24 protein-coding genes are annotated in these 25,907 nt (G+C 33.9%); 11 read left to right on the top strand and 13 right to left on the bottom strand.

Annotation, left to right across the window (positions count from 1 at the left end):
- Positions 1–20 precede the first annotated feature (20 nt).
- Positions 21–1,877 carry a DNA topoisomerase 3 gene (locus LUA90_RS16555; RefSeq protein WP_231491794.1) on the top strand — a complete coding sequence of 619 codons (1,857 nt, stop codon included), beginning with the start codon at positions 21–23 and terminating at the stop codon, positions 1,875–1,877.
- Here the strand turns inward: LUA90_RS16555 and LUA90_RS16550 are convergent.
- From LUA90_RS16550 to LUA90_RS16530, 5 genes are all read right to left on the bottom strand, one after another.
- Positions 1,866–2,243 (bottom strand): response regulator, encoded by a 378-nt coding sequence (locus tag LUA90_RS16550; RefSeq protein WP_231491793.1) that lies wholly within the window; start codon positions 2,241–2,243, stop codon positions 1,866–1,868. The genes LUA90_RS16555 and LUA90_RS16550 overlap by 12 nt on opposite strands.
- Positions 2,244–2,381: 138 nt before the next feature.
- Positions 2,382–4,286, bottom strand: coding sequence for an AAA domain-containing protein (locus LUA90_RS16545; RefSeq protein WP_370635372.1), 1,905 nt, complete (start codon positions 4,284–4,286; stop codon positions 2,382–2,384).
- Positions 4,287–4,326: 40 nt separating this feature from the next.
- Positions 4,327–4,710 (bottom strand): DUF3037 domain-containing protein, encoded by a 384-nt coding sequence (locus LUA90_RS16540; protein ID WP_231491792.1) that lies wholly within the window; start codon positions 4,708–4,710, stop codon positions 4,327–4,329.
- Positions 4,688–5,479 (bottom strand): HipA family kinase, encoded by a 792-nt coding sequence (locus tag LUA90_RS16535; protein ID WP_231491791.1) that lies wholly within the window; start codon positions 5,477–5,479, stop codon positions 4,688–4,690. The genes LUA90_RS16540 and LUA90_RS16535 overlap by 23 nt, the downstream gene beginning before the upstream one ends.
- A gap of 99 nt (positions 5,480–5,578) precedes the next feature.
- Entirely contained in the window at positions 5,579–5,767 is a 189-nt protein-coding gene (locus LUA90_RS16530) for a hypothetical protein (protein WP_231491790.1), read from the bottom strand.
- Positions 5,768–5,861: 94 nt separating this feature from the next.
- Here LUA90_RS16530 and LUA90_RS16525 point away from each other — a divergent pair, with 94 nt between their 5' ends.
- Positions 5,862–6,242 carry a hypothetical protein gene (locus LUA90_RS16525; protein ID WP_231459670.1) on the top strand — a complete coding sequence of 127 codons (381 nt, stop codon included), beginning with the start codon at positions 5,862–5,864 and terminating at the stop codon, positions 6,240–6,242.
- A gap of 202 nt (positions 6,243–6,444) precedes the next feature.
- Here the strand turns inward: LUA90_RS16525 and idi are convergent, their stop codons facing one another.
- Positions 6,445–6,954 (bottom strand): isopentenyl-diphosphate Delta-isomerase, encoded by a 510-nt coding sequence (idi, locus tag LUA90_RS16520; RefSeq protein ID WP_231491789.1) that lies wholly within the window; start codon positions 6,952–6,954, stop codon positions 6,445–6,447.
- A 35-nt stretch (positions 6,955–6,989) separates the two neighbouring features.
- Positions 6,990–7,826, bottom strand: coding sequence for a phytoene/squalene synthase family protein (locus tag LUA90_RS16515; RefSeq protein ID WP_231491788.1), 837 nt, complete (start codon positions 7,824–7,826; stop codon positions 6,990–6,992).
- A 402-nt stretch (positions 7,827–8,228) separates the two neighbouring features.
- Between LUA90_RS16515 and LUA90_RS16510 the strand changes: the two genes are divergently transcribed.
- The 3 genes from LUA90_RS16510 (at position 8,229) to LUA90_RS16500 (ending at position 10,944) form a co-directional block, all read left to right on the top strand.
- Complete coding sequence (locus tag LUA90_RS16510; protein ID WP_231459673.1) at positions 8,229–8,981, top strand: LytTR family DNA-binding domain-containing protein; 753 nt, start codon at positions 8,229–8,231, stop codon at positions 8,979–8,981.
- Between the two features lie 5 nt (positions 8,982–8,986).
- Positions 8,987–10,090, top strand: coding sequence for a sensor histidine kinase (locus LUA90_RS16505; RefSeq protein WP_231491785.1), 1,104 nt, complete (start codon positions 8,987–8,989; stop codon positions 10,088–10,090).
- A 125-nt stretch (positions 10,091–10,215) separates the two neighbouring features.
- Positions 10,216–10,944, top strand: coding sequence for a LytTR family DNA-binding domain-containing protein (locus LUA90_RS16500; RefSeq protein WP_231459675.1), 729 nt, complete (start codon positions 10,216–10,218; stop codon positions 10,942–10,944).
- A gap of 53 nt (positions 10,945–10,997) precedes the next feature.
- On the opposite strand, the gene LUA90_RS16495 is transcribed toward LUA90_RS16500, so the two are convergent.
- Entirely contained in the window at positions 10,998–13,706 is a 2,709-nt protein-coding gene (locus LUA90_RS16495) for a PQQ-dependent sugar dehydrogenase (RefSeq protein ID WP_231491783.1), read from the bottom strand.
- A 170-nt stretch (positions 13,707–13,876) separates the two neighbouring features.
- Here LUA90_RS16495 and LUA90_RS16490 point away from each other — a divergent pair, with 170 nt between their 5' ends.
- The 3 genes from LUA90_RS16490 to LUA90_RS16480 all read left to right on the top strand — a co-directional run bounded on the left by LUA90_RS16490 (position 13,877) and on the right by LUA90_RS16480 (position 16,183).
- Positions 13,877–14,227: a hypothetical protein gene (locus LUA90_RS16490; protein ID WP_231491781.1), complete on the top strand. Its 351-nt coding sequence runs from the start codon at positions 13,877–13,879 to the stop codon at positions 14,225–14,227.
- A 432-nt stretch (positions 14,228–14,659) separates the two neighbouring features.
- Positions 14,660–15,304 carry a phosphatase PAP2 family protein gene (locus LUA90_RS16485; RefSeq protein ID WP_231491779.1) on the top strand — a complete coding sequence of 215 codons (645 nt, stop codon included), beginning with the start codon at positions 14,660–14,662 and terminating at the stop codon, positions 15,302–15,304.
- Between the two features lie 357 nt (positions 15,305–15,661).
- Positions 15,662–16,183 carry an RNA polymerase sigma factor gene (locus tag LUA90_RS16480; protein WP_231459679.1) on the top strand — a complete coding sequence of 174 codons (522 nt, stop codon included), beginning with the start codon at positions 15,662–15,664 and terminating at the stop codon, positions 16,181–16,183.
- Between the two features lie 4 nt (positions 16,184–16,187).
- Here the strand turns inward: LUA90_RS16480 and LUA90_RS16475 are convergent, their stop codons facing one another.
- Positions 16,188–17,024 (bottom strand): murein L,D-transpeptidase family protein, encoded by an 837-nt coding sequence (locus LUA90_RS16475; RefSeq protein ID WP_231491777.1) that lies wholly within the window; start codon positions 17,022–17,024, stop codon positions 16,188–16,190.
- 106 nt (positions 17,025–17,130) lie between these two features.
- Here LUA90_RS16475 and LUA90_RS16470 point away from each other — a divergent pair, with 106 nt between their 5' ends.
- A complete protein-coding gene (locus LUA90_RS16470) occupies positions 17,131–17,793 on the top strand; it encodes an HAD family phosphatase (RefSeq protein WP_231491775.1) in 663 nt (220 codons plus the stop codon).
- Positions 17,794–18,028: 235 nt separating this feature from the next.
- On the opposite strand, the gene LUA90_RS16465 is transcribed toward LUA90_RS16470, so the two are convergent.
- From LUA90_RS16465 to LUA90_RS16455, 3 genes are all read right to left on the bottom strand, one after another.
- Positions 18,029–18,211, bottom strand: coding sequence for a hypothetical protein (locus LUA90_RS16465; RefSeq protein WP_231459682.1), 183 nt, complete (start codon positions 18,209–18,211; stop codon positions 18,029–18,031).
- 249 nt (positions 18,212–18,460) lie between these two features.
- On the bottom strand, positions 18,461–19,534 hold the full coding sequence (locus LUA90_RS16460; RefSeq protein WP_231459683.1) for a PAS domain-containing sensor histidine kinase: 1,074 nt from the start codon (positions 19,532–19,534) through the stop codon (positions 18,461–18,463).
- A 101-nt stretch (positions 19,535–19,635) separates the two neighbouring features.
- The gene (locus tag LUA90_RS16455; protein WP_231459684.1) at positions 19,636–20,103 is read right to left on the bottom strand and encodes a VOC family protein; all 468 of its coding nucleotides are present in this window, start codon (positions 20,101–20,103) and stop codon (positions 19,636–19,638) included.
- Positions 20,104–20,256: 153 nt separating this feature from the next.
- On the opposite strand from LUA90_RS16455, the gene LUA90_RS16450 reads away from it, so the two are divergent.
- Entirely contained in the window at positions 20,257–22,311 is a 2,055-nt protein-coding gene (locus LUA90_RS16450) for a beta-L-arabinofuranosidase domain-containing protein (protein WP_231491773.1), read from the top strand.
- A gap of 84 nt (positions 22,312–22,395) precedes the next feature.
- On the opposite strand, the gene LUA90_RS16445 is transcribed toward LUA90_RS16450, so the two are convergent.
- Positions 22,396–23,283: a polyphosphate kinase 2 family protein gene (locus LUA90_RS16445; protein WP_231491772.1), complete on the bottom strand. Its 888-nt coding sequence runs from the start codon at positions 23,281–23,283 to the stop codon at positions 22,396–22,398.
- Positions 23,284–23,422: 139 nt separating this feature from the next.
- Between LUA90_RS16445 and LUA90_RS16440 the strand changes: the two genes are divergently transcribed.
- Complete coding sequence (locus LUA90_RS16440; RefSeq protein WP_231491770.1) at positions 23,423–25,870, top strand: transglycosylase domain-containing protein; 2,448 nt, start codon at positions 23,423–23,425, stop codon at positions 25,868–25,870.
- The last annotated feature ends 37 nt before the right edge of the window (positions 25,871–25,907 follow it).

The raw sequence follows: 25,907 nt of genomic DNA, 5'->3' as shown, positions 1-25,907 counted from the left end.
TCAAAACACCAAAGTTATTAATGAAAATTGTAATTGCAGAAAAGCCCTCAGTTGGTAGAGAATTAGCAAAAGTTTTTGGCGCAACAAGCAGAAAAGATGGATACATTGAAGGTAAAGGCTATTCTTTTACCTGGGCTTTTGGGCATTTATTACAATTGGCACCCCCGCAAGATTATGGCTTTATTGGCTGGAGAAAACAACATTTGCCAATGTTACCAGCAAAATTTAAGCTTGCAATTAGAAAAATTAAAACTAAGGATGGCTTTGTTGAAGACCCAGCGGTTAGAAAGCAACTTGATACCATAAAGAAACTTTTTGATGAGGCTACAGAAATTATTGTTGCAACGGATGCGGGACGTGAAGGAGAATTAATTTTCCGTTACATTTATTACTATCTCAAATGTAAAAAACCATTTAAGCGCTTATGGATTTCATCACAAACTGATGAAGCAATAAAAGACGGTTTTAGAAATTTAAAGCCTGGAACCGATTACGATACCTTATTCAATTCAGCACATTGCCGCTCAGAATCTGATTGGTTAGTTGGAATGAATGCAACACAAGCCCTAAGCATATCTGCAGGTAACAGAACGGTACTTTCGCTCGGTCGGGTACAAACACCTACCCTTGCAATGATTTGTGCCCGTTTTTTAGAAATCAAAAACTTTGTACCACAAACCTATTACCAAATTAGTATTCAACTAATTAAGGACGAACAAGCTTTTAAAGCCATTTCTACAAATAACTACAAAGATAAGGGTGAAGCAGAAGCTATTTTTAAACTGGTAGAAGACGTAGCTTCAGGCCTTACCAATGGTGGAAATATTAGTGCTGTGGAAGCCAAACCACGCAAAGAACCGCCACCACTATTACACGATTTAAGTTCATTACAGCAAGAAGCGAATAAGAAAAAAGGTTTCACTGCCGACCAAACCCTAAATCTGCTTCAAAATTTATACGAAAGTAAATTGGTTTCTTATCCGCGTACGGGGAGCCGTTACATTGGCGATGATGTGTTTGCAGGTGTACCCGCTTTAATTTCGAAATTTACTAATCATAATGATTTTGGAAAGCAAGCAAGCTTTTTGCAAACCGTAAGTTTAAATAAGCGTAGTGTAAATGCCAAAAAAGTAACCGATCACCATGCCATATTACCAACCGGAGAAGATGCTTATGGCTTAAGTGCTGATAAACAAGCAATATATGATATGGTTGTTGGAAGAATGATTGAAGCTTTTCATCAAGAATGTTTAAAAGAGATAACTAAAATTACAATACAATCCGGAACAACTTTTTTAGCGAATGGAACTGTTATCCGCTCTGCGGGATGGCGCTCTGTTTTCAACGAAACTGAAGATGATAAGAAAGATGAGGATAATGCTGCATTACCAAAGGTTACAGTTGGCGAAGCATTGCCCATCATCGAGAAAGCATTTTTAGAAAAACAAACAAAACCAAAGGCAATGTACAATGAAGCTTCCTTATTAAAAGCTTTAGAAACATCTGGTAAAGAGATTGAGGATGAAGAGCTTAGATACGCAATGAAAGATAGTGGTTTAGGAACTCCTGCAACCCGGGCATCGATAATTGAAACCTTAATTACCAGGGAATATATTAGCAGGGAGAAACGAAATTTAGTGCCAACAAATAAAGGATTAGCGGTTTATGATGTTGTTAAAGATAAGCGTATAGCCCAGGCAGAATTAACTGGTCAGTGGGAAAAGCGACTGGAAGAAATACGCTCAGGTGCTTCTGTTAAAGAATTTAAGCAGGAAATTCAAGAATATACTAAAACGATTACCGCCGAACTGCTGGTTGCAGGTGCAAGTATATCAGGTAAAATTGATGAGCGGAAAGATGCTGTTTTAGCCAAATAATTTAGCTACAATTTCTTTTGCGTAAACGTTCATATTTTCATCTTTCTGAATAAATCCGACAGCACCGGCGGCAGCATATTCGGCTTCCAAAGTGCTTTTATCGTTACCGGTAAACATTACAATTTGTAGTTCAGGGTATTTTTTCTTAATCTCTATTACCGTATTTGGATTGCTGTCGCCATTAGGCATGTTGATATCTAACAACAACAAATCGAACTTTTCTTCGCTCAGTTTTTGATGTGTATCATTTAGATTTTCAGTTTCTGATATTTGTGGATTTAGCAGAAGTTTTTTAAAAAAACTACGCATAACCAAACGCATTAACTCCGTATCGTCGGCTATTAGGATTTTGATATGCTCCTTCATTTAATTTTTTGGGATGATTATTCACGTAAAAAAACATGCACCACATGAAGGTTTGATAAAATAGGATGTTCGCTGCCAATATGGGATGATATTCAAAAATAATAATTTTATCGAGTAGCAAGCAGAAAATCAGATATTTTAAATGGCAATATATTCCCAGGCGCTATGGTAAGCATTTAAATCTTCAGCATATTTTATAAAATTGTTGTAAAAAGGAAACCTTGATAAGGTACTGCCATCGCCAATAACAACAAGTTTTTTTCTGGCTCTCGTCATGGCAACATTCATTCTTCTAATATCTGATAAAAAGCCAATTACACCATCTGTATTACTTCTGGTTAAACTGATGTAAATTACATCCCGCTCCTGCCCTTGAAAACTATCAATCGTATTTATAGATATTTTACCTTCATTTTCAGCTAAAAGCGGATTGTCTTTAATCAATTCTTTTAAAAGATAAACTTGCTGTTTGTATGGAGAAATTACGCCAACGCTCGGTAAATCAGCATTTAATGCTTTTAAACTTTCAATTAAATTTGTTAGATGATTTAATAGAAAAACAGCTTCATCTGGATTTGTAGTGCTCGTTCCGTCAGCTTTTTCATCAAAGCTGCATCCTGATGTATCGATGAACATTAAAGGTGATTCGTTTTCAGAAAGTTGATGATTCGCAACTGAAGCATTTGCAATTAATTTATCATTATAAAATATTTTGGATGAATAACCCATTATCTGACTATTCATTCTATATTGTTCTTGCAATAAAACTACAGTTTCATTATGCTGCTCCGCACATTTTTCAAGCAGCGTTTTGCTTAAACCTTTATCTGCAGCCTCATTCGATTTTGTTGTTGGAGAGAGCTGGAAATGATCTCCAGCCAAAACAACTTTATCAGCTTTTAAAATCGGTATCCAACAGGCTGGTTCTAAAGCTTGCCCGGCTTCATCTATAAAAACAGCTCCATATTTCAAATTTTTGACTGAATAATGGTTAGAACCAACCAGGGTTGCGGTAATAATTTCGGCGTTATTAAAAATATTTTCAGCAATATATTTTTCAGCATTTTCTATCTCACGACCAATTTTATGTGCTTCATCAAACAAAGCTTTTCTCTGCTCCCGTTCTGCCTTTCCAAAACTTCTTTTATATTTATGAGCCATGTTTTTGTATTCAGCAGCTTGCTTTTTTAAAGCCTTAATGTTTTTCATTTCTGCATGTGCATACATTTTATAATCAAGCGTAGCATGTAGCAAATGCTCTGAAACCCTTGCCGGATTACCAACTCTAACTACATTTAAACCATTTTCTGCTAACTTTTCAGTTAATAAATCTACAGCGGTATTGCTTGGCGCTACCACTAAAATTTTTTGCTTTTTTAGTTTATGTTCTGCTTTAATGGCTTCAATCAATGTTGTGGTTTTTCCGGTTCCTGGCGGACCATGAACAATTGCCAGTTCATTAGCCGTTAAAATTTTATTTATGGCTTCGTTTTGTGATGAATTTAAGTTTGAAGAATGGAAAGGAGTTTCTAAAGCACTAAAGGTTGCTTTTTCTTTGCCAATCAGAATTTTTGCTAATCTGTTTTTATCATCATCATCAATAATCGAACTGGCAGATTTTAATGCATTTTGCATTTCATCATAGCTATTATTGTCGAATAATAAATCAACTCCGAGTTTCCCATCTTTAGTCCAGTCTGGTAATTCATCCAACCTTAAACTAATTTTCATCCTATCGCGATTTAAGTGGCTAATTACGCCCTCAATCCTATCCTCTTTAGCGTTATGATTTGAAAATAAAACAACTGATGAGCCAAAGCGAAATTGCTGCGATAAATCTTTATGTGTTGTTCGTTCGATTTCAATGTTGAGGTAATCTCCCCTCCCGATTTCCGTATTGCGAATAGCGATTGGGTACCAGGTTAAGCCCAGATTACGCCTGTCTGCAGCAGAACTATTTTGTGTTAATTTTATATACGCATCATGGTCGGCTTTACGCTCCATTTTGAGCAATTCTAACTGCTCTTCAAAATATTTATTCAACGATTTTCGGTGTGTTGTATCTGTTAATGCTTTAGTGAATTTAGAGTACCAATTGTTCGTACAGTCTATTTAATGTTTCTTGAGCATTTAGGCAAAAGCCCGGATGTACTTTTGAGCATTGAACAACCGTACTTCTGGTAGCCGTTAACCAACGAAACCTGGAAGCCATATCGTAAGTGCCAATAGTGCCCGAACCATTTGCTGCTGCGCTTATTCGCTGCAAAGCTATTAAGTTTGCTTCAATTTCATCTATATCAATTTCGGGTGAAAATGTTTTTAGCTTATTTTCATCAATTATATAAATGCTTTTTAAAAATTTTTGCTTAGCACAGTATAAAATAATACCCACATTAATAAATTCTTCGCGTTCTACCCTAGGCATAACCCGAATTACAGCATACTCAAATAAGAATTTCTCTTGCATGCTGTGCTTCTTTTAAAAATACATTCGAATTAGATAATCTTATTGCTAAGAATTTTGCATAAGCCTGGCGATGTTCATCTTTGGTTTCAAAAATGTGTTCGCCTTCCAGCCACTCATCAGGAATAAGTGACACAATTTTTTGCAAATGTTCAGGTTTTAAAATAGCACTGAACTCAGCATCTACCTCCTCAAGATTTTCTGCCCATGGCAATAGTACATGGTCTTTAATCAATACAAAAGGTTTTTTAGCCTGTTCTTCCCAATTTTGCCATGAATGATGAAAATATAGAGATGCGCCATGATCTATCAACCACAATTCTTTATGCCACATAAGCATGTTTGTATTGCGACAGGTTCTATCCATATTGGTTAACAAACAATCCAACCAAACAATTTGAGAAGCTAATTTCGCATCAACCTTCGTTACCGTAGGATCGAAAGTTATGGCACCAGAAAGATAATGTAGCGCTAAATTTAAGCCTACACTCGCTTTTAATAAATCCTGAATTTCTTCATCAGGTTCAGTTCTACCAAAAGCTTCATCTAAATTTGCAAAAACAAGTTCAGGAATTTTAAAGCCTAAAATTCTGGCTATTTCTCCTCCAATTAACTCAGCAATTAAAGCACGGGCTCCTTGTCCTGCACCTCTAAATTTTAGTACGTAAAGAAAATCATCGTCTGCCTCTGCAATAGCCGGCATTGAGCCACCCTCGCGAAGTGGCGTAACATATCGGGTTACATTAACGGTTCGTAAATTAATTTTATCCATAGTTTTGATGCTAAACTATGTTATAGTTTTAGCAAGCCTCAAATTTACAGAATTAAACGATACTGTTAGCGATGCCAAAAAACAATGATGGTAAAGGCCCTAGTTGTTGTGGAGGAAATCGACCCCGGCCGGTGTAATCGTTGCAGACCATTGCACAGCTTGCTTATTTATGGTTATAAAACCCAGCGATTCTAATTCTTCATATTGTTCATCCATTCCTCCTAATATCGATGAACTAATTTGTTGTTCAATAACCTCAAGTAGAGATTTTATTTCTGCTCTTTCCATTATTAAATGTTTGAATATGAAACATTTGATATTAATTAATGTTTACAAAAACATTTAGAAAAGAGCGAAGGTTAATAGTCTAGATTATCAAATTATGGAACACACGATTTATTACATATTTATATTAGCCATTCCGGTGGCTTGCATAGCGTGGACAGTTACTAAAGAAGAAGTTTTTAAGGAGGCCAGAGAATTTTGTGTTGCCCGCTCACAAAGCTGCGATAAGCTTTATAAAAGAAAATTTTTTTACTTATTTACCTGCGAGTACTGCTTTAGTCATTACGTTACAATTTTACTTTTAATCATAACAAAATATACATTACTTTACGAAGGTTGGCGTGGTTATTTGTTAGCTGGTTTTTCAATAATATGGATTGCCAATGTGTATATGAGTTTATATAATCTGATAAGAATAGACCTGAAGAAAGAGAAAATAAGAGCGGCAAAGGAAGAATCAGAATTGAAGGAAAAATAGCCCATTGCTTCCAAATTAAGCAAAAAGACATTTGCAATCTTTTGCTGAAAAATTTGGCTTGAAAAATAAAATGAAAAAAAATAAAAGATATGTTAAAAAAAATTAGAAAATATCATAACTAACTCTATCTTTGTCCTCGAGAGCGTTAATTTAGATGCGGGTATACGACGAAAGTTGTATGCCCGTTTTTTGTTTTAGGGAGTTAAATAGCTTCAATAACCTTCTCAATGCATATTTTTAGCCAGCTTGTATAATCTTTAGGCTTATTTAAAATATCCTGCTGTAAATCTGGTAAACTCATATATCGGTAATCTTCAACCTCATCTATATTTATCTTTGGTAAAACATCAGATTGACCAAAAAATACATGGTCGAGTTCGTGCTCAATCAAGCCATCCTCGAATTCACTTTTATAAATAAAATTAAATGCATAGCGCAAATCACATTCCATTCCCATTTCTTCTTTTAACCGCCTGTTTGCAGCATCAATATTACTTTCTGCCCATCGTGGGTGACTGCAACAGGTATTAGTCCATAAACCCGAGGAATGGTATTTACTTTTTGCTCGCTGCTGTAGTAACAACTCATTTCTCGAATTAAAAACAAATACTGAAAATGCTCTGTGTAGAATGCCCTTTTCGTGTGCTTCCATTTTTGCCATTTTACCAATTGGCAAATCATTTGTATCAACAAGTATAACTTGTTCTTCCATTAATTAACTGTTTTTAGGTTCTATCTATACTTATTTTATATGGCATTAAATTTATGCCGAATCACACAATCAAACATCAACCCTATTTTTCGGGGGTTAGAAATCCTAATGCGCTCTTTCATTATTCTTTCTGCTGATAAAGCCTTTATTTTTATAAAAAGTTTTCTGTAATAGATGTAGGATAAATAAACGCCAATTCTTGATGACTTAGGTAACATTTTAATTCCGGCTAAAGCATCGTTAAATTCCTCTTCAATTTCAATTTCTATAGATTTCTTTTGGTTATCACAGAAATTTGAAAGATTAACATTAGGAAAGTACGTTCTTTTTAATCCTTTGTGGTCTTCCTTTAAATCTCGTAAAAAATTTATCTTTTGAAAAACCGAGCCCAGCTTCATTGCGTAAGGTTTTAACAATTCGTATTCGCTTTGGTTACCGTTTGTAAAAACTTTTAAACACATCAAGCCAACAACTTCTGCCGAACCTAAAATATATTCTTTGTAAAGCGCTGGCGTATAAACTTGTTCTTGCAAATCCATCTGCATACTGTTTAAGAAAAGTGTAATCAATTCCTTATCAATATGATAATGGTTAACCACCTTTTGGAAAGAATTTAGCACAGGATTAAGGCTGATACCCAATTCAATTGCCTCGAAAGTATCTGATGAAAACTTATCTAATAAATATTTTTTATCATAATTATGAAAGCTATCTACAATTTCATCCGCGAAGCGTACGAAACCATAAATGGAATAAATTGGCATTCGAAGTTTAGTATTTAAAAAATAAATGCCGAAAGAGAAACTGGTGCTATATCGTTTTGTGGTAAGCTTACTGCATTCTTCAGAAACTTGATCAAATAATAACTTCATTTTAGGGAGAATTTTTTATGTGTTAGCCTTAAATTCAATTTAAAAATTGTTGTTAATGTGCACAAAAACCCTTTAAATCAATTCTCCGATAAAATTATCACTTTATTTCAATTTTAGTTGCCAAATTTTAAACTATAGGCATAAATAATACAAAAGCTATCCAACCGGTTTTACTTATGAGGCAAAGCCTGTAATTTATTTACATAAAGTTATGTAAACTGTCGTGCGAATTTGACTTTTATCAAAAAATTGCACAAAAATCATACTCGTTTTTAAAGCATGGTAATGATAGATTGCTACACGAATAGAACTCCATCCTTTACTGATAGATATAATTACGATACGAATAGATTATTTTTTATTTTTAATTTAGGATAAGCTAATTTGCAGCTGTTTATGCCGATGCCAAATATAAAATTAAAATGTATTGTTGTTGAAGATGATGCTCACGCTGTTGAGGGAATCAAAACATACATTAAATCACTAGCCAACCTTCAATTGGTAGAAGTTTATTCAGATCCGTTAAAAGCGCTCAACGAAATCGTTGCCGGTCCGCATGTTGATATAATTTTTATGGATGTAGACATGCCGTTGATATCGGGGATAGAACTATCGAAATCTATTCGCCACAAAGCTGACAAACTTATTTTTACCACATCTCATAGTAAATATGCCTACGAAGCATTTGAGATTTTAGCAAGTGCTTATTTGTTAAAGCCCTATACCTTTGCTCGCTTTGCCGAAACCATTAACCGATTATATCCTTCAAGTCCTGTAACAACTAATATTCTTTCTTCTCAAACCGAAGAAGATTATTTTTTTATTAGGAACAAGAATGACAATAATAACTTGATAAAAGTTAAATATAATGATATCGTTGCCGTAGAAAGTTTGCAAAATTATGTTCGCATATATACGCAAGATGAGAATATTGTAGCTTACATCGGTTTATCTGAAATTAAATTAATTTTAAAGGAGCGAGCAAATTTTCTACAAGCACATCGGTCATTTATAATTTCCAGAAATCACATCGAAAAGCTAGAAGGTTATACTTTAAAAATGACTAATAACCTGCAAGTAAATATCGGCAACAATTATCGCGATGAAATATTAGCATACATTAAAGAAAAGACAATTAAAACCGGTAGATCATAATATTAATGCCTCAAAATTCTAACGCCAAAAATTTATTTTTATGGAACTGGTTCGTTTCAAATAAATACCATTTTATTTTCTGGGCCGTATTTTTATTTTACGAGATTGTTGCTGTTGGTTTGTATTCAGGCCAGTTTAGTGAGCCTGGCCGGTATATTTTTCATTACCTGATAAACATTGGTATATTTTACAGCCACGCATTACTTGTGCTAAAATTGGGCTTAGAAAACCCAAAATCTGCGATATGGAAGTTACCACTTTACTTAGTCTTAGAAATTGCACTATTTCTGTTAATTATGTATTGTGCATATCATTTCATAAATAGATATACACATATTATAACAGTAAACAATATTGAAATAAACAGAAATTTTTTCTTAGGCGGTTTTATCAGGGCATTATATTTTGTTGTTTTTGGTACTGCATATTATTTTCTGGCAACCTATATAAAAGAAAGAAAAAAGACCGAAAACCTCGAGCAACAAAAACTTCATAACATTATTCAGTTATCAAAATCAGAAAATGCTTTTTTAAGAGCACAAATACAGCCTCATTTATTATTTAACACATTAGATTTTATCTATTTAAATACTAAAGATAGCTCGCCAGTTGCTGCAGAAACAATTGTAGCCTTATCTGATATTATGAGATATGCTGCTGATAGCACCCACAGAGATGAATTTGTGCTACTTGGAGATGAAATAGAACAAGCCGAGACTTTGATAAACTTGCATCAGTTAAGAAATGGTCATAATTTACAAATTAGGTTTTGGTATGATGATGAAGTAAAATCTGAAAAAATTATATCGATGGTATTATTAACGCTGGTTGAAAATATTTTTAAGCATGGCGATTTATTTAGATTGGAGCAGCCCGCAGAAATATCTATTAATAAGAACGGAGATGTGTTAAGTATCAAAACCAAAAATTTAATAAAACAGAAGCCAAAAGAGCTCAATCGGTCTGGTATTGGAATGGATAACATCAGAAAAAGATTGAATTATAGTTATGGTTTACAGGCTAACATTAATAGTTACATAGATGATAATGAACACTTTAATGTAGATATGACAATAAAAAAGCAGGAAATTAACAAAGATAATTCATAAATTAGCCGAACTGTAATTGTTTTTGATGAAGCAAGGCAGTAAATTTTGTACAATCTTATTTTTTACTTAGATTAATAATCTAAAGCAAAATTTAATTTAAATTAAAATCTCAAAACCTCTTTTACATGCCGATTAACTGTATTGCGATAGATGATGACCCAAGTTCTTTAGAGAACTTAAATTCCTGTTTGATTAAAATTCCTGATTTACAGCTTATAAAAAGCTTTACCGACCCTTTACAGGCTTTAACAGATATTTCATCAGCCGAAACGGTTGATATTATTTTTATGGATATTGAAATGCCAGTATTATCCGGCATTGAACTGGCTTCTTTAATCAGAAAAAAAACCAAACACCTTATTTTTACAACGGCACATTCTAAATATGCTTTGGATGCCTTTAATGTTGCTGCCGATGGATACTTATTAAAACCATATTCTTGCATTCATTTTTCTGAAGCGATTAATAACCTCTATCCAAACGAAAATCCATTAAGTGATGAAATTTTGGGAGATTCTTTTTTTGTTCAGCTCAGAGAAAATAGCCTTGATACAGTTGAAATTGCTTTTAACGACTTAGTTATTTTTGAACAAATTAACGATATGGTTTATTTTAAAACCATTAACGATAATTATATGAGCTTTAGCTTAAGCTTTAATAAAATTGCAGAAATGCTTCGCAAGCATCCGGCATTTATACAGATTAATACTTCAACTATTATATCAAAGCAACATATAAAAAGTTTTTTGGGCGATCAGATTGTCCTAACCGGTGGGTTAGCAACTTCCTTAGCGAATAAATACAAAGATTCTTTTGTTCTTTTTGTTAAGCAAAACCTGATGCAACAAAACTAATTTTTTAATATTAAACAAATAAGGGCTTTGATGAATTTTCAAAGCCCTTTCTTTTATTTAGCATTAAAGATTATTTCTTTTATATAGAGTTTATTATTCGTATCCTTTATTTGCCTAAAGGATATAATGACGTTGTGGAAGTTTCCATCAGTTACTTCCATTATTGGGAATAATCCATTGTTAAATGTAGATTTTTTAAGAATTTTACCGGCTTCGTTATCTAATCTAATGTCCACTTCGTATTCATCAGAACTCATTTCAGGCGAAAGTAGGATTGATTTTATATCTGTTAAATCAATATTTTGAAGTTTTATCCATCCTTCTTTTTTGGTTAACGTTAAACTCCCATCATCATTACGATTAAAACCCGATAAATTTTTACCGATAATATCATTGCTACTAATGCTATTGCTTCTTAAATTTAAAGTTGTTAGCGCAATTAAAGGCTTTAATCCATTAGCGCCAAGGTCTGCATAACTTGCTTTAAAAGTTAAAACAGATTTATTTTTATTAATTGTTTTTGGTGGTGTAACAGAACCTTTTGTTGGCAGCGATGCTACTTTATTCTCTTTTGCAGATAAGCTCATCACCCATTCCACAATCTGTTTAACTTCGCTTTCTTTCATTGATGGATGTGCTGGCATAGGAACTTCTCCCCAAACACCCGTGCTTCCCTTTATCACTTTCGAGGCTAAATAATCAACAGCTTTTGGGTCTTTTTGATATTTAAGAGAAATTTTACTGAATGCAGGCCCGATGGATGTTTCTGAAACTTTATGACAAGTGCTGCAATCAGATTTCATCATTAATGATTTTCCAATCATAGTTTGCGCCACCTGTTGATGACCTAATTGAGCACCAGCCATATCAGTGCCTTCGGTATAGTTGCTTGAGATAAAGATTCTATCCTTACTTACAGTTGTACCTCTATCCGACACCAATACTTCATAGTTAACGGCTTTATCCGGAAAATAAAAAGACTTATTGCCTGCTATTTTAATATCAACTTTTGGATGTTCATTACCGGCAAATACCTGAATTGTTTTACTTTTGGTTGCCGCGTTAGCATTATCAACAACAGAAACGCTTACCGGATACTCGCCTGCTTTTGTAAAAGTATGCGTTATTTGAGGTATCGTTGTAGTTTTCTTTAAGCCATTCCCAAAACTCCATATATAAGTTAATTTTCCGCCATCAGCATCACGGGCATCAACTTTTGCTATCATTTTGTATGGTAATAAACCGCTTGGTTTTTCAATTTCTAATGCATTAACTACTGGCGGTCTGTTGCCTTTAAGAAAATCTACTCTAACAATTCCAGCATCAGGATTTTTTGAGAACCAGCCTTTTCCATATTCCAAAACATATATTTTTCCATCTGGCCCGAGTTCCATATCAATTGGAGCTGCAAATGATAAGTTCGACATTATTGGCTCCATGCTTAAATAATCGCCATTAGGGGCCATCGTTACCGCTTTTACCCATCCTCTAACCCATTCGTAAATAATTAGTTTACCATTGTAGTACGCAGGGTAAGCAGAGCGATTATCAGTATAAAGTACTGGACCGGCCATTGCAGTTCGCCCGCCAGAACCAACCTGCGGAAATTCTTTTGATTCTCTGTAAGGATACCATATAAATGCTGCCTGTGCTGGAGGTAAATCATTTAAGCCTGTATTATTTGGCGAATTATTTACAGGTTTTGCTGCATTAAATGCTTCTCCATTGGAGCCATTTGTAAAGTCGTATTCTTTATATGGATAGTTGTTTCCAATAAATAACGGCCAACCGAAATTACCGGCTTTTCTGGCTTGGTTTACCTCATCATAACCTTTGGGTCCTCTCAACTCATCATCATTACTAGCATCTGGCCCAACCTCGCCCCAGTATAAATAACTATTTTTCTGATCAACAGATATTCTATACGGATTTCTATTCCCCATTACGTAGATTTCTGGTCGTCCTTTATCCGTTTTAGCAAATAAATTTCCTTCGGGAATACTATAACTGCCATTTTCATTCACTTTTATTCGAAGAATTTTACCACGTAAATCATTCGTATTTCCTGCAGAACGCCTTGCATCATATTGTTGCAAGCCAGGTCTGTTATCTAATGGCGCATAGCCTTTATTCACAAACTTTTGATTTGGAACATCGAATGGCGTTGAATTGTCTCCTGTAGAAATGTATAACAAACCATCAGGTCCGAAAGCGAGCGAGCCACCAGTGTGACAACAAATTTCTCGTTGAGAGTAAAATTCAAGGATTACCTTTTCTGAAGACATACTCAGCATATCGTTTACCATTTTGAATCTTGATAAACGGTTAACCGAACTTCCCATTGGGCTATAAAATAGATACACGTGTTTGTTTATACTATATTTTGGGTCGATTGTTAATCCCAATAAACCTTCCTCTGCATTTACATCAGCTAATCCGGTTTTAAAATAGACATCTAATTTGCCCGCTTGAGACAGTTTTTTAGTTTGATTTTTATACAGCATCAACTCACCTCGTCTTTGCGCCACCAATATATCAAGGTTTGGAAGTACAGCCATTTCAGTAGGCTCCGTAAATTGCCCCTGAACAAGGTTAACTTTAACAAACCGGTCTTGGTCTGGAGTATCTATTCTTAATATTGATTTATTTTTCGAACCATCTTCACTTGTTTTTATGGAGAAAGAATTTTTCGTTAATAAGGATGGTAGAGCAAGAAATGTTATTGCAATACCGGTAATGGCAATGGAGGTTACAGTTTTCATTAAAGGTGCTGGTTAATTATATATGTTAAATATAAATTAATGTTTTAAAATGTATGCAAATGATTTAGTTTATCGGGTAATATTGTTGTTGAAAAAAATATACTGTATAAAAATGAGCTTAGCGTTGTATATTTGCACTACACACCAACAATTATCCCTCAAATCATTTTATGAAAAAGCTATTTGTAATATTGCTTTTAACTTCGCTAAGTTATGCAAGCAAAAGTCAAACATTAATTTTAACTAAAGATGCTGCACAATACGTAGGTAAAACCGTAACCATTTGCGATTCTGTGTATAGTACTAAGGCTTTAGAAAAGATTAGCTTAATAAATTTAGGCGGGGCTTATCCAAAAGAGCTGCTAACCATTGCCATAAATAAAGCAGATATTTCAAAATTTTCATCAGAGCCGGCAACGATGTATTTAGGCAACAACATCTGTATTACTGGCATTGTGAGCGAATTTAAAGGTAAATATCAAATTGTAGTAACTGAACCAAAGCAAATTGTGGTAAAATAATTTTTGAATTAAAGTTTAATCGTTAAAGCAAAATTTATTTCGGCTAGCTTTTAATAAGTATCGCTCCTCAAAAAATCTATCATTAAAAAACACAACAGATTAGACTTGTTATTTCATCTAATCTGTTTTTTGAGCGTGTAATAAAGAGCGGTTTTTTATAGGTAGTATTTGGGTATACTAAAAGAGCGTTAATTTAGATTGCTTTTACAGTCGACAGAGAGGTAGCTGTGCCGACTGTTTAAGCTTAGATTTCCTATAATCTGCTCGAAGATTGCCAAACTAATTGGTATTACAAATTAGTTTATACAAACAATTTAAAATCCTTGATAGAAAGGATAATATGCATTACAAACTCATATTTAAATAAGATTTCAGATATGTTTAAAGGCATTAAAAATAATTTTATAGTTTTGGATTTCCATAACATCTGCCATGATTAAAAACAAAAGCCTTCTTTTAACAATTCTTTTTCTACTAATTATCAGTTTTATCATCCTCAGCTTTTATATAGCTAAACATCCCGTTCTCCCTTTCGATGTTAATGTTTCATTAGATGTGCAGGAATACCAGACGGCATGGCTAGACAAATTGATGTTGGCAATAAGTTTTTTTGGCGAATTGCCATGGTCATTACTTTCAGTGTTAGTTATTGCAGCAATATTCTATTATAAAAATTATAAACGCGAAAGCTACTTTATTGCTTCGGTATTATGCTCTGGCTTAATTATCCTTTGTATAAAAAACATTATCAACCGACCAAGGCCAACAAGCTTTTATGTAAGATTGGTGGAGGTAAATCGCTTTCAAAGTTTCCCTAGCGGACATGTTTTATCTTATGTACTTTTTTTTGGCTTTCTAATTATCTTAATGCAAAGGCTAAAAACCATCCCAAAAAATCTTCGAAACGCGATTACGTATGTTTCTGTATTTTTAGTTGTAATGATTGCCCCCTCGAGAATATACCTCGGGGCACATTGGTTTACTGATACAGTTGGAGGCTTTTTGTTGGGTTTAATCTGCCTGTTCCCGTTATGTTATTACTATTTCAAAAAGCCTGACAACGTAGTGCCCAATTAAAATTATTTCAGATTCGGTTTTTAAGGTTAAAAAAACGATTTATCTAAGCAGAATTTGAGGCATACAGATGTTTTAAATGTAGAATTGTGGGTTTAACCACCTTTATTATGTCCAAAACCTCTACAAATTGACCGTATAAATAATCATTTTATCCCTTTGGAATAATTTTAGCTATTCTGATAAATACCCAATTAACTGCGTATAAATACCATTTAAGTTTTATACTTAAATTCTTAAACTATCTTGAAAACAAAGAAACCGTCTATTTGGTCTAATTGTATTTTTAGGTCAAATTAGAAATTTGTAACGTGGTATATGTTTTGTAAACAAGGTGGGTACATCTTAAAACTAAATATTATGACCACACTTGAGTTTAACCACGTTATTAATGATCATGCAGTTTCTTTAAGGCTACATGCATTAAAATTTACCAACGATGTTGAAGATGCTAATGATTTAGTTCAAGAAACATTATTAAAAGCAATAAGGTTTTATAAAAATTTTCAGGAAGGCACAAATATTAAAGGTTGGCTTTTCGTAATTATGCGTAATACATTTATAAATAATTACAGAAGAATATCAAAAACCCGAACCTTAATTACACAAACTGATGAAATTTCCTCATCAAGTTTAATGCATAGCTCAACAAAAAATGACGCCGTTGGTAAATTTGTTGTTGGTGATATTAATAAAGCATTAGCTTCATTACCAGAAGCTTACCATACACCATTTATTAAATATTTTGAAGGTTATAAATACCATGAAATTGCAGATATGCTTCAGATACCATTAGGAACGGTAAAAACGAGAATATTTGTAGCTAGAGATATGCTTAAAAAATACCTTAAAACTTATGCAAAAGAAACAGCAGGCGAATAACCTGCTATTTCTTGATTTCTATTCTGGTTCCTTCAATCACATGATTAAAAAGTGTATCCATTTCTGCATTAGTTAAAGCAATACAGCCGTTTGTCCAGTCTCGGGCATTTTTTCTTTTCACCGTACTTGCATGAATTAAGATGCTCGAACCTGGTTTTAATCCTTTCTTAACCGCGTTTTCTCTATCAGTTTTGTTTGGATAAGAAATCATAAAGCTTTTGTAAATCTTATCTGTTCTGGTAAATTTAGTATCAAGATGGTATATGCCTTCAGGTGTCTTATTGTCGCCTTCATACTGTTTATGTCCTATCGGATTACCGCCCAAATTGATGTTAAATTGTAACAGATTTTTACCCTTTCGCTGTATATACATTTTACGCTGATGTTTTATAACCAGGATATTATCAGCCATATTTAATCTGTGGGCTATGTTTGCGAATTTTTCTTTCACTGAATTTGACGAATCCGGATTACGATACGCCTGATACCTATCTGCACGGGCAATCGCAAAATCATCATTCATTAAAGAATCTATTGCAGATTTTGTGAAACGCTGCAATTTCCATTTCCCCTTTTCTAAAAATATCATTGCATCACCATTAAAAATTGGCTTAATATATTGATGAAATCTTAAAGGCTTTCCGTTGGAATCATCTATTATTATGGTTGTATCTAAACTTATTGGTACTTGATCATGAAAACTATCCTCCCATTGTATGCCGTATTTAATAATTTTTCCTTCCTTATTAACTAGGTTTGCTTTATCATCCTTCTTGTTATATTTCCAAAATATAAATCCGATTATAATTAAAAACGGAAAAATTAAGCTTAAATATCTCATATAAAGTATTTATGTATTCTTAAACTAATATAACTAATTAAATAGTTTAAATTAAATCTTCGATGATTTTTCCTATTTCTATATCTTTAGGGCTTAATACTGATAAATGAAATTTGAACCGAAAGCTCTTTTATTTGATTTGAATGGTACGATGATAGATGACATGGACTATCATAATAAAGCCTGGCACACCATTTTGAATGATGATTTGAATGCGAACATCTCCTATCAAGATGTTAAGCTCCAAATGTATGGTAAAAACGATGAGCTGCTTCAGCGTGTATTTGGTAAGGGCTATTTTACACAGCAGCAAATGGACGACATATCCATTAAAAAGGAAAAAATATACCAGCGAGATTATCAGAAAGATTTAAGATTAATTGATGGCTTAGCTCAACTAATAGATAAGGCAAAATTTTTGGGATTACCTATGGCTATTGGTTCTGCAGCCATACCATTTAATATCGATTTTGTTTTGGATGGTTTAAATATCAGAAATTACATTAGTGCTATTGTAAGCGCAAATGATGTTGCAGAGAGCAAGCCTCATCCAGAAACTTTTTTAAAGTGCGCAACCATATTAAATGTTAAGCCCACCGATTGCCTGGTATTTGAGGATGCACCAAAAGGCGTTGAAGCAGCATTTAACGCCGGCATGAATTGTATCGTTTTAAGCACTGCTCACCCTGCTGAAGATTTTATTAATTACCCAAATGTTTTAAAAGTTGTTAAAGATTATAACGACCCCTATTTTGATACTTTAATCTGATGCAAAATGGAAGTTTAATCATCATGTAGTTATTAACATTTTTATGCTTTTGTTTATAATTATTTTTTGAAACGAAACCTTTCATTCACTAACTTGTTATCAACAAATAAGCAGAAAATAAGTCCTGTGAGCGGGGTATCCGTGTAGGGCAGGCACCTCATAACAACAAAACAAATTGAACCAAAAAACAAAGCCCTGAAAAATTTCGGGGCTTTGTTTTTTTGCTAAAACCATATTATCGTATTAAAAAAAGTATTTTATCATTTTTTAATTTGTAAAAATATTTTCGTCGCCCTTTTGAAAGAATAACCTGAATTTTTTCTACCAAACCTAACTTGCCATGTTTGTAGCAAATTCGATCGCCTTCCTTAATGTTATCCAATTCATGTGAAGGTGTATTGTGATTAACTTCTATCATGATATTTTAGATTTAAAATACCAAAACCGATGCAAATGATTAATTACTCTAATTGAAGATAAAAATTGCAGGCTACATTAGCATAACCTGCAATCCTCTAAATTAATCATTGCTTCCAATCCTGATAAGCTTTTTATGATTAACCACAAATTAGATAAAATGTTAAAATTTTAATCGGTATGAATAAAGTGAATAAAATAAAAGAGAAATGAATGAATACAAAATCAAAAAAAATGAATAAAAATAATTTTATTTAGGTATTTCGATGAAGAATTTAGCGCCCATATTCTCTACACTTTCTAACCAGATTTTACCATTATGAAGTTTTACAATTGCTTGTGCAATTGCCATCCCCAAACCCCAAGAATCTTCGCCATTTAATCCATCTCGCATAGCTACGCCAAATCTATCAAATATAAAAGGCTGCAAATGTTCAGGAATTCCTATACCATCATCACTTACAGTTATTAATGCATTTTCTCCATTATCTTCTACATGAACAGATATTGTTCCATTAATCTCAGTAAATTTTATGGAGTTAGATATTAAATTGTTAATCACCTGCATTAACTTCATACTATCTATTGCAGCATATAATTTCTCTTCTTCGCATGTAAAAATAAAATTCCTGAACAGGTTAGATTCTGCTTTTTTGTAAAAACCAAGCACATCTCTAATTTCGCTAACTAAATCTGCCCGTTCTTTCCGAATTTCAATTTCTGATGATCTTAAAAATTCATGATTTATTAAATTTCTGATGAGCAAAATATTTCTTTCGCACATATCTTGAATAAATGTTAGCGATGTTAAAATCCTATCCTGCCCTTCAAAAAGTTTATCTTTAAGTAAATCAGAAACTGCCATACTAATCATGGCCATTGGTTCTTTTAAATCGTGAGAAACAATTTCGAGTGTAGTATTCTTTCTTGCATTTATTTTTTCAATGTGGAAATTGTTATGCTTAGCTACGCTAACATCTTCGGCAATGCCGGATATGCAAGACAGTTTTCCGTCTTTTTTCATCGGGTAGGCACTAACCCTAATGTACTTGGTGTTTTGTTCTGCATCAATAATCCGAAATTCGTACTTTCGGTTTACGGCTTCCTGCGAACTTTCTCTATAAAACTCTAAAACCAGGTTTACATCCTCTGGATGAACAAAATCAATTATTTTTATTGGATTTTCCTTAACCGAATGCCGATCAAATCCAAATATTGGTTCGAATGCCGGTCCTAAATAATCAAATTCTTTAGTTCCGTAGTTGAAAATAAAATAAATATCTCTTGAGGTGTCACCAATCTGACAAAATATCTCGCTCTGCATTTTTAAATTTATAACAATAAGATGGACCGCAAATTAATAAATAGATTTAATGCTTCCTTAAAAACCGGTATTTGTTTGCAATTTCAAGTATTTTCAACATCCTACTCTTTGGCATCGTTCACTTCTAGCCAGTGACCGTCTAAATCTTTAAAATAAATTTGCTTAACACCATCAACACGTACGGTAACTGCACCTGGTTTGCCTGGCCAGTCTTCAAATTTTATATTTTTTGCATTTAGCTTTTTAATAAATTCATCTATAGAAGCCACACTAAAGCATAAATGGTTATTTTTATTAAAGGTGGCCTTACTATCATCACCCTGAATAATGTGTAAATGACCCGCCTGCCCCAAGCTAAACCAAGTATGCTTACCATCTTTAAAAGGCTCTGGAATTTGTGGCAAATTGAATAGACTTTCATAGAAATCGCTTGCTGTCTTTAAATCAGCAACATAGACAGCAATATGGTTTAGCACCGCAGGCGCTGGTTTTTGTTCTGTTTGAGCCATTGTTTTTTGAGTTAATCCAATTAGAATTATGGATAAAATTAAACGGAATGAGATATTCATGAGGATTTTATTTGATAACAAAGTGGTAAAAATTAGTGAATTATTCAAAATTATTAAGGGAAATATTACCATGTAACATTTCTAATTTATTCGGTTACTAAATCGAATAAAAATTTTAAATTTATTCAACTAACCATTAGCTAAATCGATTTTATGAGCCACAAATCTCCCCTATTAACTTTATTAATTTTTGGAGTTTTAGGTAGTTTAAATTTAAATGCACAAAGCCTAAAAGTTTTAGTTGTTAAAAACACCAACAATAACCTAGATAATAAATTCTATCAAAATAACAGAGCACCACTTTTAAAAAACCATTTTATAAAACTGCCAATAGGAAGTATAAAACCAGTCGGATGGTTAAAAAATGCTTTAAATCTTCAGAAAAATGGATTAACAGGTAATTTAGGTGAGATTAGTATTTGGTTATCGAAGGAAGATAATGCCTGGTTGCACAAAGATGGTAAAGGTAAGTATGGCTGGGAGGAACTTCCGTATTGGTTAAAAGGATATGCAAACATTGGTTATATGCTCAATGATCAGAAAATGATATCTGAAGCAAGGTTTTGGTTAAATGCTGCCATCAACAATCAGCGCCCTGACGGAGATTTTGGACCTTTAGTAGAAAAAGGAGAAGGCAAAAGAGATTTGTGGACTAACATGCCAATGCTATGGTGTTTGCAAGCCTACTATGAGTACAGCGGTGATAAGAGGGTAATTGATATGATGACCAAATACTTCAAGTGGCAACTTTCTATTCCTGATGAGAAACTTTTGGAAGATTATTGGGAAAAAAGCCGAGGTGGAGATAATATTGTAAGTATTTATTGGCTTTATAATCGCACCGGAGATAAATTTTTACTTGATTTAGCCACTAAAATTGATAAAAACACATCAGATTGGCGACAAAAAAACAATTTACCGAATTGGCACAATGTTAATATTGCTCAATGTTTCCGCGAACCCGCAACCTATTATTTACAGAGCCATAATAAATCTGATTTAGAGGCGAGTTACAACAATCAAAAACTTATCAGAGATATTTATGGTCAGGTTCCGGGCGGGATGTTTGGTGGCGATGAAAACTCCAGAAAAGGTTATGATGATCCTCGACAAGCAGTTGAAACTTGCGGTATGGTAGAGCAAATGACATCAGACCAGATGATGCTCTCTATGACTGGCGATACTTATTGGGCAGAAAACTGTGAAGATGTAGCATTTAACACTTTCTCGGCTGCATTTAAACCAGATTACAAAGCTTTAAGATATCTAACAGCTCCAAATATGGTTATCAGCGATGCAAAAAATCATCATCCTGGAATTGATAATACCGGACCGTTTTTAATGATGAACCCTTTCAGCAGTCGCTGTTGCCAACATAACCACGCGGCAGGTTGGGTTTATTATGCAGAGAATACCTGGATGGCAACTCCAGATAACGGAATAGCAGCACAGCTTTATGCAGAATCATCGGTAACCGCAAGAGTTGGATCTGGCACGAAAATTACAATTAATCAAGTAAGCAAATATCCATTTGAAGATAGGATAAGCCTTTCTATAACCACACCCAAACCAGTGGCGTTCCCGCTGTATCTACGTATACCGGCATGGTGTAAAAATCCAAAGGTTAAAATTAATGGAAAAGAACTGAGTATTAATGCACACATTGGTGGATACATTAAATTAGATAACCTCTGGAAAAATGGCGATAAAATCGCTTTGCAATTTCCTATGAATTTAGTACTGCGAGCGTGGGAGAAAAACAAAAATAGCGTAAGCGTAAACTACGGCCCGTTAACATATTCTTTAAAAATAGATGAAAATTATGTGGAGAAAGATAGTAAAGAAACTGCCATTGGCGATTCGAGATGGCAAAATGGTGCAGACCCGAAAAAATGGCCATCGTATGAAATACATCCAAAAACGGATTGGAATTATGGTTTGGTGATTGATAAATCAAATATTGAGAAATCTTTTTCGGTTATTAAAAAACAATGGCCAAAGGATAATAATCCGTTTACCAATACAAATGCACCAATTGAAATTAAAGCTAAGGGCAAACTTATTCCTGAATGGAAAATAGACCAATATGGCTTGGTAGATGTTCTACCAAAAAGTCCTTTAAACAGTAAGGAAACTGCAAAGGAAATTACATTAGTACCAATGGGCGGAGCGAGATTAAGGATTTCAGCTTTTCCTATTGTAAATTAGTAAAAACTAGATTTGCCTGAGCTTGTAGAAAAAACAATTTAAATATATTTTAAATCTTTCTCTACAAGCTCAGGCATGCAAATGCTAATCTATTTCTTCAGCAAGCAATGTTGTTTTTGTTTCCATCAGTTTTCCTTGTTCAATTTCATCTAATACAGGAAATTTAAGATCCATGCTTTTTAACTTATCTTCGATAATTTCGCTTATTGCCAACCTTGCAAACCATTTTTTATCTGCCGGAATAACATGCCAAGGTACATCTTTGGTGGCTGTTTCGTTAATTGCATCCTCATAAGCTTTCATGTAATCCTTCCACAAAGCTCTTTCTTTTATATCACCCGAAGAAAATTTCCAGTTTTTAGTTGGGTCTTCTATCCTATCTAAAAAGCGTTGCTTTTGTTCATCTTTGCCAACATTTAAAAAGAATTTTAATATCACAACGCCATTTGCGGTTAAATGCTCTTCAAAATTTCTGATGCTTTTATAACGCTGTGTCCAAAAATCTTTATTGATATCCTTTTCATTTGCATATCCCGGAATATTTTCACTTAAAATATAATTTGGATGCACTTTACAAACCAATACATTTTCGTAGTGCGAACGATTGTGAATACCTATCCTGCCCCTTTCTGGTAATGCTTTATAATGCCTCCATAAAAAATCGTGTTCATATTCTTCTGCTGTCGGCACTTTAAAACTAAATACCTGGCAACCTTGCGGATTTAAACCACTCATAACATGTTCAATTGCACTATCTTTTCCGGCAGCATCCATCGCCTGAAATATAATTAGCAGAGAATATTTACCAGAAGCATATAATTTTTCTTGTAGCTGACTAACCTCTATTTTTGATTTTACAAGTGCATCCTTCGCTTTCTCTTTATTATATTCTCCAGTATAATCGGTTTTAACATTTTTTAGCGAAAATTTTTTATCGCCTTGTACAATTAGGCTTTTAAATTCGTTTTTCATTTCTATATAAAGCTTCAATTTTAACGTGATTTATTTAAATATAGACTAAAAAATAAGTAAATTAAATACGTTAATTTGTATTTAGAGTTTTTTTTATATTTATCCCTATTGCCTTTACCTACTCAACATCTTACACTATATGTTTAAAGAGATAAAAAACAAGTACTTACGTTATACCTCAATTTTTGTTTTTTTTGTAATTATTTTCTTTTCTGCACTTCAGCTCAACTTTTTGTGGCTGTTTGGCTATTCTCCAAGCTATCGCGATATTAAAGTACCAACCCTGCGAGTAGGTTCTGAATTGTATACCGCAGATGGAAAACTTATAGGCAGATATTTTAAAGAAAACAGAACACCCGTAAATTATAATGAAATTTCGCCAAGTGTAATAAATGCGCTAGTAGCTACAGAAGATGTAAGGTTTTACAAGCATTGGGGAATTGATGCGCAAGCGGTGGGCCGTGCAGTGGTAGGTTTTGGTAAAGAAGGTGGGGCAAGTACAATTACCCAACAATTAGCTAAAAATCTTTATCGTACCCGCTACAACAAATCTCAAGGGGTTTTAAACAAAATCCCACTGGTAAAAACCATGATTTTTAAGCTTAAAGAATGGATGACTGCTGTAAAATTAGAATCCAATTACTCTAAGCAAGATATTATTACCATGTACCTAAACACGGTATCGTTTGGAAATAATGCATACGGAATTAAAACCGCAAGTAGAATTTATTTCGATAAAGAAACAAAAGAATTATCTACAAATGAAGCGGCAATGCTTGTGGGAATGCTTAAGGGAACAACATACTACAATCCGGTAAAAAACCCAACAAGAGCCTTAGATAGAAGAAATACTGTTCTAAACCAAATGAATAAGTATAAGTTTTTAAGTAAGGATAGTTTAACTCAATTTGCTAAAGAACCAATAAAACTTAAAGAAGGTAAAATGGAAGATGGCAGCGATGGTGACTCGTATTTAAGAGCAGCTGTTGCAAAGTATTTAGAAAAATGGTGTAAAGATAATGGATATGATTTGTATGAAGATGGATTAAAAATTTATACCACTATTGATTCGAAACTTCAAAAATATGCTGAAGAAGCTGTTCAAGACCAAATGAGGGTTATTCAGCGTAGGTTTTACAGCGTTTGGGGAAATGAAGACCCGTGGTACGATTCAGAAAAAAACAAAGTTGATTATCCGGATAGAGCCATGAAAAACCTGCCAATTTATGGTCTGCTACAAAAGAAATTCCCTAATAATCCTGATTCTGTTACGGCCTATTTTAACAGGAAGAAAAAGATGCAAATCTTTACTTACAAAGGTGATAGAGATACATTGTTTTCTACTTTAGATTCTATTCGTTACTACGGAAAAATTATGAATACCGGCATGATGACTATGGAACCATCAAGTGGTAAAATTAAAGTTTGGGTTGGTGGTATCGATCATAAATTCTTTAAATATGACCATGTAAATCAGGCAAAACGTCAGGCGGGTTCTACATTTAAGCCCTTTGCTTATTTAACTGCCCTAGAGCAAGGCATGAGTCCATGCGATAAATTTACCGATAAGCCTGTAAAAATAGCTTATCAAAATAAAGGCAAAACTGAATATTGGGAGCCAAAAAATGCAGATTACAGCGTTAGTTATCAGGATATGAGTTTACGTTTGGCTATGGCACGTTCTGTTAATACCATTACTGCACAGGTAACAGAAAAAGTGGGATGGGATAATGTGGTAAAATGGGCGCATGAATGCGGTATTGATAGTCATTTAGAGTCTGTTCCATCTGTTGCATTGGGTTCAAACGATGTTACAGTTTACGAAATGGTTAAGGCTTATGCCACATTTATGAATAATGGCGTTAAAACTGATCCAATTTTAGTTGAAAAAATTACTGATCAGGATGATAATATTATTGATGAATTTAAGCCGAAAACAAAAAGAGTTTTAAGCGAAGAAATCGCCTGGTTAATGACTTACATGTTTCGCGGAGGTATGGAAGAGCCAAGAGGAACTTCTCAGGCGCTTTGGGAATGGCCCGATTTATTTAAAAAGAACAACCAGATTGGTGGCAAAACCGGAACATCATCTGATTATGTAGATGCCTGGTATATGGGTCTTACCAAAGATTTAGTAACAGGTGTTTGGGTAGGATGCGATGAAAGAACTGCACATTTTAAAAATGGCGAACAAGGAGAAGGCTCTAGAACTGCCCTGCCTATTTTTGCTAAATTTATGGAGAAGGTTTATTTAGATCCAAAATCGGGTTACACGTATGGTCAATTTCCAAAAGCTACGGTAGAAATTACAAGAAGTTATAACTGCCCTAGTCCGAGATATGTTCAGGATACAACTTCTACTGACAGTGTAGCAGTAGATACTGCTGCCGTTGAGGAGGCAGTGCCTGGTGAAACAACTCCAGCTGCAGTACCAACGGAAACGGAAGTAAAAAAGGATGAGAAGAAAACTGAACCTGCGCCAAATCAACCTGCTGCTGTAGTTCCGTTAACAAAAAAAGAAGAGCGTGAACTTAAAAGAAAGCAGCGCCAGGAAGAGCGTGAAAAGAGAAAGAATGGCGATAATTAATTTACTCTTTTAAATAATGTTAAAATTTTAATAGTGA

It is taken from the genome of Pedobacter sp. Leaf170 (genome assembly GCF_920984665.1).
Taxonomy (GTDB): Bacteria; Bacteroidota; Bacteroidia; order Sphingobacteriales; family Sphingobacteriaceae; genus Pedobacter.
The sequence above is the reverse complement of the archived record's forward strand: the minus strand, read 5'-3'. Positions and strand labels throughout refer to the sequence as shown.